Source organism: Streptomyces sp. NPDC094034, from assembly GCF_040303865.1.
GTDB lineage: Bacteria > Actinomycetota > Actinomycetes > Streptomycetales > Streptomycetaceae > Streptomyces.
The window spans coordinates 121,422-135,360 of the sequence record NZ_JBEOUD010000024.1; the positions used below are offsets into that span (position 1 = coordinate 121,422).

The 13,939-nt window shown below is 69.9% G+C and carries 13 protein-coding genes; 12 read left to right on the forward strand and 1 reads right to left on the reverse strand.

Annotated elements, in window-relative coordinates:
• The first annotated feature begins 32 nt into the window (after positions 1 to 32).
• From ABTZ59_RS21730 to ABTZ59_RS21755, 6 genes are all read left to right on the forward strand, one after another.
• Positions 33 to 1,571, forward strand: coding sequence for a DUF6056 family protein (locus ABTZ59_RS21730; RefSeq protein WP_351408929.1), 1,539 nt, complete (start codon positions 33 to 35; stop codon positions 1,569 to 1,571).
• Between the two features lie 107 nt (positions 1,572 to 1,678).
• Entirely contained in the window at positions 1,679 to 2,056 is a 378-nt protein-coding gene (locus ABTZ59_RS21735) for a GvpU-like protein (protein WP_351408842.1), read from the forward strand.
• A gap of 118 nt (positions 2,057 to 2,174) precedes the next feature.
• Positions 2,175 to 2,807, forward strand: a complete 633-nt coding sequence (locus tag ABTZ59_RS21740) for a DUF6629 family protein (protein WP_351408847.1) — start codon at positions 2,175 to 2,177, stop codon at positions 2,805 to 2,807.
• A 170-nt stretch (positions 2,808 to 2,977) separates the two neighbouring features.
• Positions 2,978 to 3,676, forward strand: a complete 699-nt coding sequence (locus ABTZ59_RS21745; RefSeq protein WP_351408852.1) for a glycoside hydrolase family 16 protein — start codon at positions 2,978 to 2,980, stop codon at positions 3,674 to 3,676.
• Between the two features lie 45 nt (positions 3,677 to 3,721).
• A complete protein-coding gene (locus tag ABTZ59_RS21750) occupies positions 3,722 to 5,635 on the forward strand; it encodes a glycoside hydrolase family 15 protein (protein ID WP_351408856.1) in 1,914 nt (637 codons plus the stop codon).
• Between the two features lie 82 nt (positions 5,636 to 5,717).
• Entirely contained in the window at positions 5,718 to 6,440 is a 723-nt protein-coding gene (locus tag ABTZ59_RS21755; protein WP_351408865.1) for a VOC family protein, read from the forward strand.
• A gap of 56 nt (positions 6,441 to 6,496) precedes the next feature.
• Here the strand turns inward: ABTZ59_RS21755 and ABTZ59_RS21760 are convergent, their stop codons facing one another.
• Positions 6,497 to 7,579: a DUF475 domain-containing protein gene (locus tag ABTZ59_RS21760; protein WP_351408874.1), complete on the reverse strand. Its 1,083-nt coding sequence runs from the start codon at positions 7,577 to 7,579 to the stop codon at positions 6,497 to 6,499.
• 115 nt (positions 7,580 to 7,694) lie between these two features.
• Between ABTZ59_RS21760 and sthA the strand changes: the two genes are divergently transcribed.
• The 6 genes from sthA to ABTZ59_RS21790 all read left to right on the forward strand — a co-directional run.
• Positions 7,695 to 9,098: a Si-specific NAD(P)(+) transhydrogenase gene (sthA, locus tag ABTZ59_RS21765; protein WP_351408884.1), complete on the forward strand. Its 1,404-nt coding sequence runs from the start codon at positions 7,695 to 7,697 to the stop codon at positions 9,096 to 9,098.
• 776 nt (positions 9,099 to 9,874) lie between these two features.
• Positions 9,875 to 11,572, forward strand: a complete 1,698-nt coding sequence (locus tag ABTZ59_RS21770) for an ATP-binding protein (RefSeq protein ID WP_351408895.1) — start codon at positions 9,875 to 9,877, stop codon at positions 11,570 to 11,572.
• Positions 11,573 to 11,574: 2 nt separating this feature from the next.
• Complete coding sequence (locus ABTZ59_RS21775) at positions 11,575 to 11,985, forward strand: roadblock/LC7 domain-containing protein (RefSeq protein WP_030353840.1); 411 nt, start codon at positions 11,575 to 11,577, stop codon at positions 11,983 to 11,985.
• Positions 11,982 to 12,347 (forward strand): DUF742 domain-containing protein, encoded by a 366-nt coding sequence (locus tag ABTZ59_RS21780; protein WP_030353841.1) that lies wholly within the window; start codon positions 11,982 to 11,984, stop codon positions 12,345 to 12,347. Before ABTZ59_RS21775 ends, ABTZ59_RS21780 begins: the two co-directional genes overlap by 4 nt.
• Positions 12,325 to 12,933: a GTP-binding protein gene (locus tag ABTZ59_RS21785; RefSeq protein WP_351408909.1), complete on the forward strand. Its 609-nt coding sequence runs from the start codon at positions 12,325 to 12,327 to the stop codon at positions 12,931 to 12,933. The genes ABTZ59_RS21780 and ABTZ59_RS21785 overlap by 23 nt, the downstream gene beginning before the upstream one ends.
• On the forward strand, positions 12,930 to 13,939 hold a 1,010-nt coding region (locus ABTZ59_RS21790), incomplete at its 3' end, for a cytochrome P450 family protein (protein ID WP_351408914.1). The genes ABTZ59_RS21785 and ABTZ59_RS21790, both read left to right, overlap by 4 nt.

Here is a 13,939-nt window from a genome sequence, read left to right on the forward strand (position 1 = left end):
GCCCCGTCCCCTCTCGAAAGGCAGTGGTGTCCATGGCCGCGGGCGCGTCGAGCGTCGTCATCCCGGAACAGCCGGGCGAAGGAACCGGACGGGAGCGGGAGAACGGCCGCGAGCCATCCGTGCCCCCCACACGCTCCGCGCGTCCCGCGCGTTCCTGGCCGGGATACGCGGTCCTGGGTCTGCTGACACTGCCTCTGGGCCTTCTCGGGTCGGCCTTCTGGCTCGGCCGCCATGTCCGTCCCAGCGCGGACGAGTGGTGTTTCCTGCCCAGCGTGCGCGATCACGGCATCGCGGCACTGGTCGGGAAGTTCTACTTCACGGACAACGGACGGCTCGGCAATGGCCTGCTGGTCGGCGCGTACGCGAAGTTCGGGGTCGCGGGCCACCAGTGGTTCGGCCTGGTCAGTGGTGTGGTGATGCTGGGACTGCTGTGGGCCGTGACCGTACTGCTGCTGCGTCTGGCGGGCCGGACGGCGCCGCGCGGGGTACCACTGCTCGTCGCGTCGATGGTGACAGTGGTGTTTCTCTTCGCGAGCCTCAACACGTACAAGACCTTCTACTGGCCCGCCTCCTCCGTCTCGCACACCGCGGCACCCGTACTGGCGTGCGCGGCGGCGGTGCCCCTGCTGTGGGCCCGATCGCGCCGGGGACGGGTCGTGGCAGCGGTCGCCGCGCTCGTCGTGGGCGTCTTCCTCGGCACACTCTCGGAGGAGACATCGGTCGTCGCGCTGGTCGTGCTCACGGCCCTGCTGCTGCTCAACCGCCGGATCCTCGCCCCCCGCCTACGGGCCCACACGCGCGTCTGGTGCCTGGCCGGTGTGGCCGGGATCGCGATCGGCACACTCCTGCTCCTCACCTCCCCCGGATCGCGCAACCGCCGTGCGCGGTACGACGCGGGCACCGCCGCGATGCTCGCGCCCGAATCGCTGGCGGACTCGCTGGAGGGGTTTCTCGACATCCTCGGAACCCTGCTCACCACCTGGCAGTATCTGGGCGCCCTCGCGGCCGGTGTGCTGCTGGCGCTGCTGACCGGGAACCGCGAAGGGCGCGTTCCGGCGCTGCTGCCGTGCCGCCCGTTCTTCCTGCTGGGCGCGGGCACCGTCACCTTCCTGGTCGCCGGATACCTCTGCACGGTCATCACGTACCCGCTCTTCGGATCACATGTCGTGGTCGCGCCCCGGACCTGGAACGACTACCTCCTGCTGTATGTCGCGCTTCTGGTGGGCGCCGGAGCACTCCTGGGGCGGGCGCTGCGGGGACACGCGAGGCGCACGGGCGTCGTCGCGACGGCCGCCGGGGCGGCGATGTGCGCCGCCGTGTGCGTCCAACTCGCCTTTCCACTCGGCGAGTTGGGCGAGCACATGCGGGTACGCGCCGAGAAGTGGGACCACCAGGACCGGTGGCTGCGAGAGCGGGCGGCACAGGGCGCGTGGGTCCTCCCGTACAAGCCGCTGTCCGTCAGCGGGATGGGGGAACCCTTCGGGCACCAGGGAAGCAGGGTCTGGCCGGCCCGCTGTGTCGCCGACTACTACCACCTGAAGCGGATCACCTACGCGGAGAGGCTTCCCTGACGCCCCTCCGAACCCGCTCCCCTCACCGGCTCCCCGCGCCAAACCTCCCACCGGCGGTGTTTCATACGCCCACTCAGGGCGCCGCCCGCGTAGTAGAGTCGGCGCCCATGTCGAAGCCTGATCATCTGCTTGTTGACATCGCCACCACCGTGGAGTCCGAGCAAAGCAATCAGATGTCCCTCACCGTGGTCGTCCAGGGCGCCGTCATCACAGGACGGCTGGCGCCGGAAGCCGTGTGGAGGGAGCGGGTCGCCGAGGTCCTGGAGGACTCCGAGCGGCTGGGGCCGTTCGCCGCCGTCTTCGGACCGGCCGGCGCGGATGCCCGCTCGCCGCGACCGGACGAGCCGCCCACCCATCTGCATTTCCACGTCGCCCGCATCCTCCAGGGAAGTCTCGGGATCCCCGAGACAGGCGGTATGTACCGCATCGCCATCGGGGATGTGAACGCCTGGACGGTGGGAGACCTCAGCTACTCCGACGGCTGAGACCGTCCGCGCCCTCTCCGCCCCGGGCCCTCTCCGTCTGCCCATCGAACCCTTCGCGCCACAGTGGCGCCGCGCGGGCGTCCGGGCGGGAAACGGTCCGACGCGTACCGTGGTACGGGTGTGCTGGAGTGCGACAGCCGATCTCGTGGCGGGCGCCGGTATCACCATGGTCGGCGTGGCCTGTGTGGCGCGCGTGCGCAGGGCCCGTGATCTTCCGCTCGCCGCGCTGCCGCTGCTCCTGGGCGCCCACCAGATCATCGAATCGGTCGTGTGGCGCTCGGGCGGCGGCACGGGCCCGACCACCCTCGCCTGGGCCGTGATCGCGCTGCCCGTACTGGCCGTGTGGGTGCCGTTCGCCGTGCTGCTGGCCGCGCCGGCCCGAGCGCGGCGCCGGCTGATGGTTCCGGCCGCGATCGGGCTCGGCACCGCGGCGGCGCTGGCGTACTTCCTCGTCCATCGGACGGTGACGGCCGAGATCCGCGGCCATACCGTGGGGTACGCGCTCGGCCTCCCGCACACCCCGCTCTTCGTGGTGGCCTATCTCCTCGCCACGGTCGGCGCCCTGCTCATGGGCGGCGATCCGACGGTGCGGCTGCTCGGCGTGGTCGTCGCGTACGGAGCCGTGGTGTGCGCGGCGTTCTGGCGGCTGGAGTTCATCTCCACCTGGTGCGCCCTCGCGGCGCTGGCGTCCGTCCTGGTTCTCGGGTGGACCCGGCGCCTCCCGGCGGGCCACCGGCCACGCACGGGGTGACGCGCCGGGTGCGCGCTGAGTGGCGCACTGGGTGGCGCACTGGCTCGGCGTACGAACACATGGCCGCCCCGCCCACGCCGTCCGGCCGGCCCCGCGCCCGGTCCCTGGGTCTCTAGCATGGGAACGGTCGGCTCGCGGTCGCCGCGCGGCCAGGGCCTCGGAGGGACGTCATGAGCAGCGGTACGCCCGACCCGTCCGGGACTCCTCGTACGCCCCGTACACCACGCTTCACCGCCGACTTCTCCTCCACGGAGCAGTGGGTCGCGGGGCGCTCATGGGCGTATCCCGGCGGCGGGCCGACCAATCCGGGAGACAACAAGCTCGATCATCTCGTACCCGACGCGGAGTACGGCCGCGGTGGCGTCTTCCGGGCGACCGCGCGCTCCGACGGCAACTGGAACACGGGGCTGCTGACCACCGAGGGCAGCCCCGAGGAGTTCACCGTCCGCACCGGAGACGTGCTGGAGACGCGCGTGCGGCTGCCCACCGAGACCGGCGCGTGGCCCGCGATCTGGACCTGGCTGGACGGCGGGAACGAGATCGACATCTTCGAGTACCACCCCGACAACCCCCATCTGCTGGAGCTGTCGAACCATGTCCGGGACGGCTCGCGCTACTACACCCACCCGGCGATCGGCCCCGGCACCTGGGTGGAGCTGAAGGTGGAGTTCCGGTCCAGGACCGTCGTCTGGTGGGTCAACGGCCGCCGCGTCTTCGCCGACGGGAGGGGCGTGGGCCGCGACTGGCGGGCCCATCTCATCGTCAATCTCTCCGTCTGCGCCGGCCGATACCATCCCGCCCCGGAGCCGGGGGTGACCGCCATGTCGTACCGGGTCGACTATCTGCGGGTGTACGGCGCCCGCTCCTGAACCGACATGCGGGCCGGGGGCCGGTGCGCGAGACTCGACAGCACGATGAACGAGGACGCTCAGAAGACGGACATCCCGACCGGGGACGAACGGGACGAGAGGTATCTGCCGATCGCCGAGCACGGTCTGATCGGGGATCTGCGGACCGCGGCGCTGGTGGGCACCGACGGACGGATCGACTGGTTCTGCGCTCCCCGCTTCGATGCTCCCAGCGTCTTCGGGTCACTGCTGGACGCGGAGCGCGGCGGCTGCTGGACCATCCGGCCGGTGTGCCAGGTCTCCACCCACAACCAGTTCTACTTTCCCGACACGAACATCCTGATCACCCGCATGCTCACGGCCGACGGCATCGTGGAGGTCCAGGACTTCATGCCGATCGTGCGGGAGCAGGACCCGCACCACCGGCAGCGGCTGGTGCGCCGGGTGGTCAACGTACGTGGCCGGATGCGGCTGGGCGTGCGGATCGCGCCGCGGCTGAACTACGGGCGTGACCGGCACCGGCTGGAACGGATGCCCGACGGCGTACGGTTCATCGGCGACGTCCTCGCGCTGTCGCTGCGCTCCTCCATCGCGCTGGAGCTCGACGACACCGACGCCTACGCGACGTTCGACCTCGATGAGGGCGAGACCGCCCTGTTCGACCTCGAAACGGATTACGCCTCCGTGTCCCTCGCCGCGGACGCGGACATCGGCGCGGCCACCGAGCCGGCGCCCTGCGCGGTCGACGCCGAGGCCGCGGAAGCGCTCTTCCTGGCCACCAAGGACTTCTGGCGCCGCTGGCTGCGGCAGTCCACGTACACCGGCCGCTGGCGTGAGACGGTGCACCGCTCGGCACTGACCCTCAAGCTGCTGACGCATGAGCCGACGGGCGCCATCATCGCCGCGCCGACGCTCGGGCTTCCCGAACAGCTCGGCGGCGCGCGCAACTGGGACTACCGGTACGTATGGATCAGGGACGCCGCGTTCTCTCTGTACGCGCTGTTGCGGATGGGCTTCACCCAGGAGGCCCAGGGGTTCATCAGCTGGCTGGCCGAGCGGCTGCGGGCCGCGACGGACGGCAGGGTGGGTCCGCTGCGTGTCGTGTACTCGATCGACGGCCACGACCATCTCCCCGAGGAGGTGCTCGGGCATCTGGAGGGTTACCGCGGCTCGTATCCGGTGAGTATCGGCAACAACGCCAGCGACCAGCGCCAGCTGGACATCTACGGCGAACTGATCGACTCGATCTATCTGTTCAACAAGTACGGCGCGGGCATCTCGCACGAGAGCTGGACCGATCTGTGCGAGATCCTGGAGTGGCTGCTCAGGCACTGGGACAGCGCCGACCAGTCCATCTGGGAGACGAGGGCGGGCCAGCAGCACCACACCTACTCCCGGCTGATGTGCTGGGTCGCCGTCGAGCGCATGATCAGGATGGCGCGCCAGCGCGGACTGCCCGGCGATCTGGTCCGCTGGACGGCGGCCCGGGACGCGATCTACCACCAGATCATGGAGCGGGGCTGGGATCCGCGGGCCCGTACGTTCGTCCAGCGGCTCTCCCTCGACCCCGGCCGGCCTCCCGAGAACATCCTGGACGCCTCGGTGCTGCTGATGCCCATGGTCAAGTTCATCTCGCCGGTCGATCCGCGCTTCCTGTCCACCGTCGAGGCCATCGCCGACCGGCTCGTGATGGACAACCTGGTGTTCCGCTACGACCCGTCGCAGGCCCCGGACGGGCTCGACGGCTCGGAGGGCACGTTCTCGATCTGTTCGTTCTGGTGGGTGGAGGCGCTCGCCCGCACCGGCGAGGTGGAACAGGCGCGGCTGGCGCTGGAGAAGATGTTCACGTACGCCAACCATGTGGGCCTGTACGCCGAGCAGATCGGGCTGACCGGTGAGCATCTGGGCAACTTCCCGCAGGCGTTCACCCACCTCGCCCTGATCAGCTCGGCGATCAACCTCGACCGGGCGATGGGCTGAGGGCCGGATCGGAAGGGAGCGCACAGGAACCATGCCGGCCTCACGTCACCCCCTATCCGGGGCCCCCTGCTGGGTGAGCCTGATGGCCCGCGACCTGGAGGCGGCCCAGGCCTTCTACGGCGCGGTCCTCGGCTGGACCTTCCGGCCCACGGCCCTGGGCGACGAGTTCAGCCTCGCGCTCAACCAGGGCGCGGCGGTCGCCGGTATCGGGGCTCTCGCTCCGAGTCTCCAGGCCGCGGTCGCCTGGACCCCGTACTTCGCCGTCGACGACGCCGACCTGGTCGCCGCCCGTATCCGGGAGCGGGGCGCGACCGTGGCGGTGGGGCCGCTGCCCATGCATACGGGCCGTGCCACCCTCGCCGCCGACCCGGACGGCGCCGTGTTCGGCCTCTGGGAGGGCAGGACCGTCACCGGCTGGTCCGTGGGGCGGGGCAGCGCGCCGGCGCGGCTGGAGCTGCGTACCAGGGACGCGTTCGCCGCCGCCATCTTCTACGGGCAGGTCCTCGGCTGGGGGTCGGAGGAGAAGGAGGGCCCCGACGTCCACTACGAGGACGATCAGGTGCTGGTCCGCGTCGGGGCGCACACGGTCGCGGCGCTGCGCGGCGGAGCCATCGAGAGCGCCCCGAACCCGCAGATCAGACCGCGCTGGCACGTGTACTTCCGGGTGGCCGACGTGAGCGCGGCGACGCGGGCCGCCGCCGAGGCCGGGGGCGTCGTCGTCACTCCCCCGGGCCTCACCCGGGCCGGGGAGGAGGCGACCCTCCGTGACCCCGACGGCGGCCTCTTCACCGTCACCTCGGGGTGACGGCGCCGTTCTCAGGTGACGCCGCCGTTCTCGGGTGACGCCGCCGTTCTCAGGGCTCACGCGGCCAGACGGGCGTTACGACGGACCGAGGACCAGAAGGACCAGCCGATCAGGACGACGCCGACGAGTCCGGTGATGAGTTCGCTGATCTGGTACTGGATGGTGATGAGCAGGATCAGCGCGAGCGCCCCGATGGCGTAGTGCGCGCCGTGCTCCAGATAGACGAAGTCGTCGAGTGTTCCCTGCCGGACCAGATAGACCGTGAGCGAGCGGACATACATCGCCCCGATGCCGAGGCCGAGGGCCATCAGCACGATGTCGTTGGTGATGGCGAAGGCACCGATGACCCCGTCGAACGAGAACGAGGCGTCGATGACCTCCAGATACAGGAACATGAAGAACGCGGCCTTGCCGGTGAGCGCGACCGCCGAGCCGGGTCCGCGCTTCTTCTCGGCTTCCTCGACCCGTTCCTCCTCGTCCTCGATGCGGTTCTCGAAGAAGCGGGAGAGCCCGCCGACGATCAGATAGGTGATGAGCCCCGCGACCCCGGCCGTCAGCACCGTCTGCGCCTTGTCCGCGTGTGCGCCGCCGTGCTGGTGGGCCTGGGTGGCGACCGTCATGGAGGCGACGAGCAGCACGATCAGCGCGATACAGACCGCGAGCATGTCGACCTGGCCGAGCTTCGCCAGTGGCCGCTCCAGCCACGCCTGCCACTTGATCTCCCGGTCCTCGAAGATGAAGTTGAGGAAGATCATCAACAGGAAGATGCCACCGAAGGCGGCGATCGACGGATGGGCGTCCGTCACCAGCTGCTGGTAGCGGTCCTTGTCGTTGATGGCCAGTTCCACCGCCTTGACCGGGCCGATCTTGGCGGTGAGGGAGACGATCAGGACGGGAAAGACGAGCCGCATGCCGAAGACGGCGATCAGCACACCGACGGTGAGGAAGATCATCTGCCAGAAGGCGCTCATCTTCTTCAGGATCCCGGCGTTGATCACCGCGTTGTCGAAGGAGAGCGAGATCTCCAGGACGGCGAGGATGGCGACGATCCCCAGAGCCGCCCAACCGCCGTACAGGCCCCCGACGGCGAGGCCCGCCGCGGTGACGACGAACGCCCATCTGAATGTTCTCAGAATCACTGTTTGTCCATTCCTCCTCGGGTGAGGACGGGCCTTCCCCCCGATGAGGCCCGGTCAGGATCTCACCGTGAAGCCGGCCCTTCCCGGAAACACGCGCGGCTGACAGACTCCTCCCGTGCCCGACTTCGACATGCTTGTCATCGGATCAGGACCGGGCGGCCAGAAAGCCGCCATCGCGGCGGCCAAGCTCGGTCGCAGGGTCGCTGTGATCGACCGCCCCGACATGGTCGGTGGTGTCTCCATTCATACCGGAACCGTGCCGTCCAAGACCCTGCGCGAGGCGGTGCTCTATCTCACCGGGCTGGCCCAGCGGGATCTGTACGGCCAGAGCTACCGGGTCAAGGAAGAGATCACCGTCGCCGATCTGACGGCACGGACCCGGCATGTGGTCGGTCTGGAGGTCGATGTCGTACGCAGCCAGCTGGCCAGGAACCAGATCACGCTGCTCGCGGGCACCGGCCGGTTCATGGACGAGCACACCGTCGCCGTGCGGGACGCCACCGGCCAGGACCGGCTGCTCACCGCGGAACACATCGTGATCGCCACCGGCACCCGGCCGGCCCGCCCGGCGAGCGTCGAGTTCGACGACCGTACGGTCCTGGACTCGGACAGTGTGCTCAGCATGGAGAAGGTGCCCCGGTCCATGGTGATCGTCGGCGCCGGCGTCATCGGGATGGAATACGCGTCGATGTTCGCCGCCCTCGGCAGCAAGATCACCGTGGTCGAACAACGCCCGGGCATGCTGGACTTCTGCGACGTCGAGGTGGTCGAGGCCCTCAAGTACCGGCTGCGGGATCTGGCCGTGACGTTCCGCTTCGGCGAGACGGTGGCGGCGGTCGAACGGCACGACGAGGGCACACTCACCATTCTGGAGAGCGGCAAGAAGATCGCCGCCGACGCCGTGATGTACTCCGCGGGGCGCCAGGGGCTGACCGACGAACTCGATCTCGGCAAGGCGGGTCTCTCCGCCGACGGACGCGGCCGGATCGCGGTCGACGAGCATTACCGCACCGAGGTTGCGCATATCTACGCCGTCGGTGATGTCATAGGCTTCCCCGCCCTGGCCGCGACCTCGATGGAGCAGGGCCGGGCCGCCGCCTATCACGCGTGCAATGAGCCGGTCAACCCGATGCACCATCTCCAGCCGATCGGTATCTACACCATTCCGGAGATCAGCTTCGTCGGCCGGACCGAGGACCAGCTGACGAAGGAGCGGGTGCCGTTCGAGGTCGGTGTCTCCCGCTACCGCGAACTGGCCAGGGGCCAGATCGTCGGCGACGCGCACGGAGTGCTGAAACTGCTGGTGTCCCCGGAGGACCGGCGGCTGCTCGGAGTGCACTGCTTCGGCTCGGGGGCGACGGAGCTGATACATATCGGCCAGGCCGTGATGGGGTGCGGCGGTACGGTCGACTACTTGGTGGACGCGGTCTTCAACTACCCGACGCTCGCCGAGTCGTACAAGGTCGCCGCCCTCGATGTGACCAACAAGATCCGCGAGATCGACCGTATGAAGCGCTGACCGAACGACGGGCGTGCCATGACGACTCCTCGCCCGCCATGACGGCTCCTTGCCCGCCACGACGACTCCTTGCCCGCCACGACGTGCGCGCCCGGTTCGCGCAGGCCCCACCGGCCGGGCGCCCAGGTGATGTACGCCGTCCGCGGACGCCTTGAGCATCCCGAACAGCTCCCCGAGCGACCCGACTCGTCCGCGGCGATCCGGTCGGCGAGATCGACGCACCGGGCCCGGACGACGGCGCGCGGTGACGGGCTCCCGGCCGTCGCGACAGCGCGCCCCCGTCCGCATGACACCGGACCTACCGGCCTTTGCCGTTTCTTTGCTTTCAGGAACAACTGTCGTCCCGGGAACCCCGAAGGGGATACACGAGACCTCCGACACCCTTTCGCGCGCCCCCGGAGCCGGGGTGCCACCAGGGGAGGACCTCCTCGCCAGACGGGTCGAGCGGGGCTCCCGACGCCCCCCTCGATCGCGACAATCATGCACAGAACAACACCGGCGTGCGCCCACCGGCGTACCACATCCTCGTCACTCCCGGTGGCCCCGATATGACTTCAGGAGAGGCCGGGCGGATATACGATCCCCCAACAACGTCTGGTGAAGAGGTAGTTCAACCCGTGATCAAGTCGTATGGCCGTGGTGGGACTGAGATACCCCGCCGACCGGCGCCCTCGCAGCCGGCAGCCGTACCGGCTCCGCGCCGCCCGCACTCCCCGTGACCACCGCCGGGTGATTCCTCCGCACCACATCTTTCTCTGCCAACTCGAAGGTTCTCCATGGCACGTTCCCCCGCGCCCTCGCCCCGCTCCCGCAGGTCGCCGTGGCTTTGGCCGACGACCCTGCTGACCGCCCTCGCCGCGTTCGCTGTCGCGATCATGCCCATAGCGCGCCTCGGCACCGGCGCGGCCATGGCCTACGGCGTGGTGGTGCTGCTGGTCCTCGTCTCCCTGTCGGTGCTGCGCGCACAGCACCGGCGCGCCGAGTCCGATGTGGCCCGCCACGGCGACGAGACACGGGAGCGGGAGGCGGACGCGGCCCGCCGCGACACCCGCTGGCGCTCGCACGTCCAGCACCAGGCCGAGCTGGTACGGGAGGAGGTCGAGCATCTCGTCAAGGAGCGGCTGCCCGCGGCACTCTCCAGGGCGGAGATCCCCGGTCCGCTGCATGGCCCTGACCGGCTGGGGGAAGGGGTCACCGACTGGTTCGGCCGACTGCTGGCCGAGGTCGCCGAGGCGGTGGACCATCGCGAGGAGTCGCAGCGGCTCGCGCTGGTCGAGCTGGCCAGCCGGGTACAGACCTCGGCACACCGGATCCAGGCGGCGGTGACAGGACTGGCGGACCGCTATCCCGGTGACGCCGATCTGCTGGAGACCACCATGCAGGTGGATCACGCGGCGACCCAGCAGGCCAGGCACGCGCAGAGCCTCAAGGTGCTCTGCGGCGAGTGGCCGGGGCAGCAGTGGCAGAAGCCGCTGGCGATGGTGGACGTGGTCCGGGCCGCGTCCGGACGGATCGTGGCGTACAAGCGCATCGAGGTCACCGGCGACCCGGACATCGGGGTCACACCGTCGGTTGTCGAACCCCTGATCCATCTGCTCGCCGAACTGCTCGCCAACGCCACCGAGTACTCACCGCCGCGTACGGGTGTGCCCGTGACCGTACGCACGGTGCAGCGCGGTGCGGTCATCGAGGTGGACGACGGCGGTCTCGGCATGGACGAGTACCGGCTGGCCGAGGCGCGCCAGATCGTCTCCGGCAGCCGGCTGCTCGGGGTCGGCGAGGTCGGTGAGATCCCGCAGACCGGCTTCCCGGTCGTGGGCCGGTTCGCCGACCGGCACGGCTTCCAGGTCGACCTGGGCCCTTCACCGTACGGCGGTGTCCGCGCCGTGGTGCTGGTGCCCACGGGGGTGCTGGAGACCCTCGCCCCCGCCGGTACCACCGCGCCCGTCCCTCCCGTACCCCAGGTACCCCAAGTGCCCCAGCCCAGCTCAGCGCCCGACGCCTTCGGCACCCCGTCGGAGCGAACCGCCCCCGAAGACGGCCCCGTCGCCGACCGGCCGGCCACCGCTCAACCGGCCGTCTCCGCTTCCGCCGTCTCCGAGCCCACCGTCCCCGAACCCACCGTCCCTGAGAGCGCCGCCCCTGAGAGCGCCGCGGCTCAAGTACCCGATGTCCCAGTGCCCTCCGCGCGCGACGCGACGGTGCAGAACGCCCCGGCCCCCGGCGCGTCGGCCCTCCCGTCGCGAAATGGCCGCCGGCTCCCCCAGCGGCGTTCACGGCGCGACGAGTACGCACCCGCGGTCGAGGCGGCCCCCACCGCCCTCACACCGCCGGGCACACCGGAACAGGCCGGTGACTGGATGGAGCAGTTCTTCGAGGGCGGCCGGGCCGTCCCGACGTCCGGCTCCGACCCGTACGAGGGCCAGGACGGCTCTTCCTCCCCCACCCCCGATTCACCGGAAGGACTGACGTGAGCATGAGTTACGTGGAGAACCCGGAGCAGCGAGGCTGGATGATCGCCGAGGTCGCCGCGGTTCCCGGGGTGCGCGAGGTGATCGTCTTCAGCGCCGACGGACTGCTGCTGGCCAGTTCCGAGGGGATGAACCGGGACTCCGCCGACCGGCTGTCGGCGAACTGCTCGGGTCTCCAGTCCCTGGCCCGCAGCCTGGGCCGGGAGTTCGGCGAGGACGGCGGAGCCGTCCATCAGCAGATGGTGGAGTTCAACGGCGGGTTCCTCTTCATGCGCAGCGCCAACGGCGCCCATCTCGCCGTGGTGACCGGCCCCGTGGTGGACCCGAAACTGGTGGCCCGTCAGATGCAGGCGCAGGTCATGAAGATCGGCGCCGGGAATCTGAGCAGCCCGCCGCGACAGGAGTCCGCGCGGTGAGTGAACCGGACGGTGAGTACGCGGCCAGTGCGTTACGTCCCTATGTGATTACCAAGGGACGCTCCAGGCCCTCCCGTAACACCATAGGGGTCGAGACCCTCCTCATCGCCGTCGATCCCCCACGCGACGTTCCGGTCTCCGCGACACGGGAGGAGCGCGCGCTGGTGCGGATGTGCGAGCGGCTGCTCTCCCTGGTGGAGGCCGCCGCCCATCTCGAACTGCCGGTGAGTCTGGTGAAGGTGCTGGCATCCGATCTCGTCGACAGCGGCCATCTGTCCGCGCGCTCCGGCGTTCCGCAGGCCGTTCTGCCCGACTCGCAACTGCTTCAGGAGGTACTGGATGGTCTCCGTCGGCTCCGCTGACCGCTACTTGCCCGACACGGTCCAGCAGGCCGTCAAGATTCTCGTGGTGGGCGCTTTCGGCGTCGGGAAGACCACCCTGGTCGGCTCGGTCAGCGAGATCGCACCGCTGCGCACGGAGGAGGTGATGACGGAGGCGAGTGTCGGCGTGGACGACCTGGCCGGGATGAGCACCAAGACCACCACGACGGTCGCCATGGACTTCGGCCGGATCACCCTCAACTCCTGGCTGGTCCTCTATCTGTTCGGCACCCCCGGGCAGCGGCGGTTCTGGGATCTGTGGGACGGCCTCGCGGAAGGCGCCCTCGGTGTGCTCGTCATCGTCGACACGAGGCGGCTGGAGGACAGCTTCGACGTCCTGGAGCAACTGGAGCTTCGGGGGCTGCCGTTCGCGGTGGCGGTCAACCAGTTCCCGGACAGCGAGGAGTACCGGGTGGAGGAACTGCGTGCCGCCCTCGATCTGTTGCCGGAGACACCCGTGGTGATGTGCGACGCGCGTGAGCGTGCCGCGTCGGTGGACGCGCTGATCAGCCTGGTCGAATATGTGTCGAGCGTCGGTGCGGTACGTGCCAGGGAGACCGCTTCATGAACCGCTCCTCGCCGCCCGCCCCGCCTCCGGCGCTCTCCCCGCCACCCGGTTACCCGGCCCCCTCCCCCTCCCCCGCCCTCCCCGCCCTCCCCTCCCTCGATCGCCTCGGTCGCCTCGATACCTCCGATCCCTTTGATACGGAGCTGCTTCCGCTCTCCACCGCGACCGGCGCGGACCGGCCCCGCGAGGTCTACCGCCGACTGCGCGAGCGGTACGGCAACGTCGTCCGCGTCGAGCTGGAACCGGGCGTACCGGCCTGGCTCGTCATGGGGTACCGGGAGTTGCTGACGATCACCCGGCAGGAACAGGTCTTCTCCCGCGACGCCCGCAACTGGCGCGATCTCAACAAGGGCGTGGTCTCACCGCGTTCCGCGCTGCTGCCGATGATGGCCCGGCGTGCCAATGTCATCGGCGCGGACGGCCGCGAGCACCGTCGGCTGCGCCAGCCACTGGACGACGCTGTGGCGCGGATCGACCAGCGCCGGGCGCGGCGCCAGGTCGAAACACTCTGCACGGAGCTGATCGCGGAATTCTCCCGGCAGGGCCGCGCGGATCTGGTGAGCGCGTACGCCGCGATCGTGCCGACGCTCTCCATCGCCTCCCTGTTCGGTCTGGAGGGTACGGAGGGCCAGGAACTGCTCCGTGCGCACCTCGCCCTGTCCCGCGGCGCCGACGACTCACAGGACGGCGACCGTGACTTCGAGGAGATCCTGGTCGACGCGTTGCGCGCACGACGGGAGAGCCCGGCCGACGATCTGACCACGGCGTTGCTCAACCACCCAAAGCTGGAGAGCGAATCGGAGCGCCTCCAGTCGATGGTGGTGATGATCTCGGCGGGGAACGAGACCGTCACGGCCTGGATCTCGGGCGCACTCCGGCTGATGCTCACCGATCCCCGTTTCGCCGCCCGGATGCACGGCGGCCGGCTCGGTGTGGACGACGCCCTCGACGAAGCCCTCTGGCGCGACCCGCCCATGAACAACATGCCCGCCCGCTACGCACTGCG